At 44.1% G+C, this 715-nt stretch carries 1 protein-coding gene and 1 pseudogene; one reads left to right on the plus strand and one right to left on the minus strand.

What is annotated here, in order from left to right; all coding sequences use genetic code 11:
- On the plus strand, nt 1–298 hold a 298-nt coding region (locus R7O13_RS26970), incomplete at its 5' end, for a TolC family protein (RefSeq protein WP_318305218.1).
- A gap of 212 nt (nt 299–510) precedes the next feature.
- Here R7O13_RS26970 and R7O13_RS26975 read toward each other — a convergent pair.
- Nucleotides 511–715: pseudogene (locus R7O13_RS26975) on the minus strand (bifunctional heptose 7-phosphate kinase/heptose 1-phosphate adenyltransferase); the annotation flags it as partial.

Here is a 715-nt window from a genome sequence, read left to right on the forward strand (position 1 = left end):
AGATGTTCGTGCACAAAACAACAACATCAACGCTTCTATTGGTGCGTTAAAAGCGTATGAGCAAGCGGTAGTTTCAGCGAGATCTGCGCTAGAAGCGACGGAAGCATGTTTTGATGTAGGTACTCGTACGATCGTTGATGTTCTAGACGCAACTCGTCGTCTATACGATGCGAACAAAAACCTTTCAGACGCTCGTTACAACTACATCCTGAGTGTTCTTCAGCTTCGCCAAGCGGTTGGTACACTAAGCGAACAAGACATCTTGGATGTGGATGCAGGTTTGAAACCAGCGAAATAACGTTCAGTTATACAATGAAATTAAAACGCCAGTTGATTCGTCAACTGGCGTTTTTTGTTGTCTATCATTCGATGCAAATTACCTAACATTGTACGCCTAGCGATTATCTCGCAAATGCATTGCTATACCAGAACGTAGAACAGCAAGCATAAAAAAACAAAAAGGCCGCTTTGCAGCGACCTTCCAGATAGTGTTCTTCAAAGCAGTAAGGCTTAGCCTTTGCCGCCTTTAATTGCATTGATGATTTCGCTGGTTGAGCAACCATCTTCAAAGTTCAAAACACGAACTTCACCACCTGCCGCAATCACTTCTTTACCACCGGCAATCTCTTCTGGTTTGTAGTCACCGCCTTTAACTAACATGCTTGGCAGCACTTCAGAGATCAGACGCTGTGGCGTATCTTCACTAAACGGTACA

It is taken from the genome of Vibrio sp. Y176 (genome assembly GCF_033438945.1).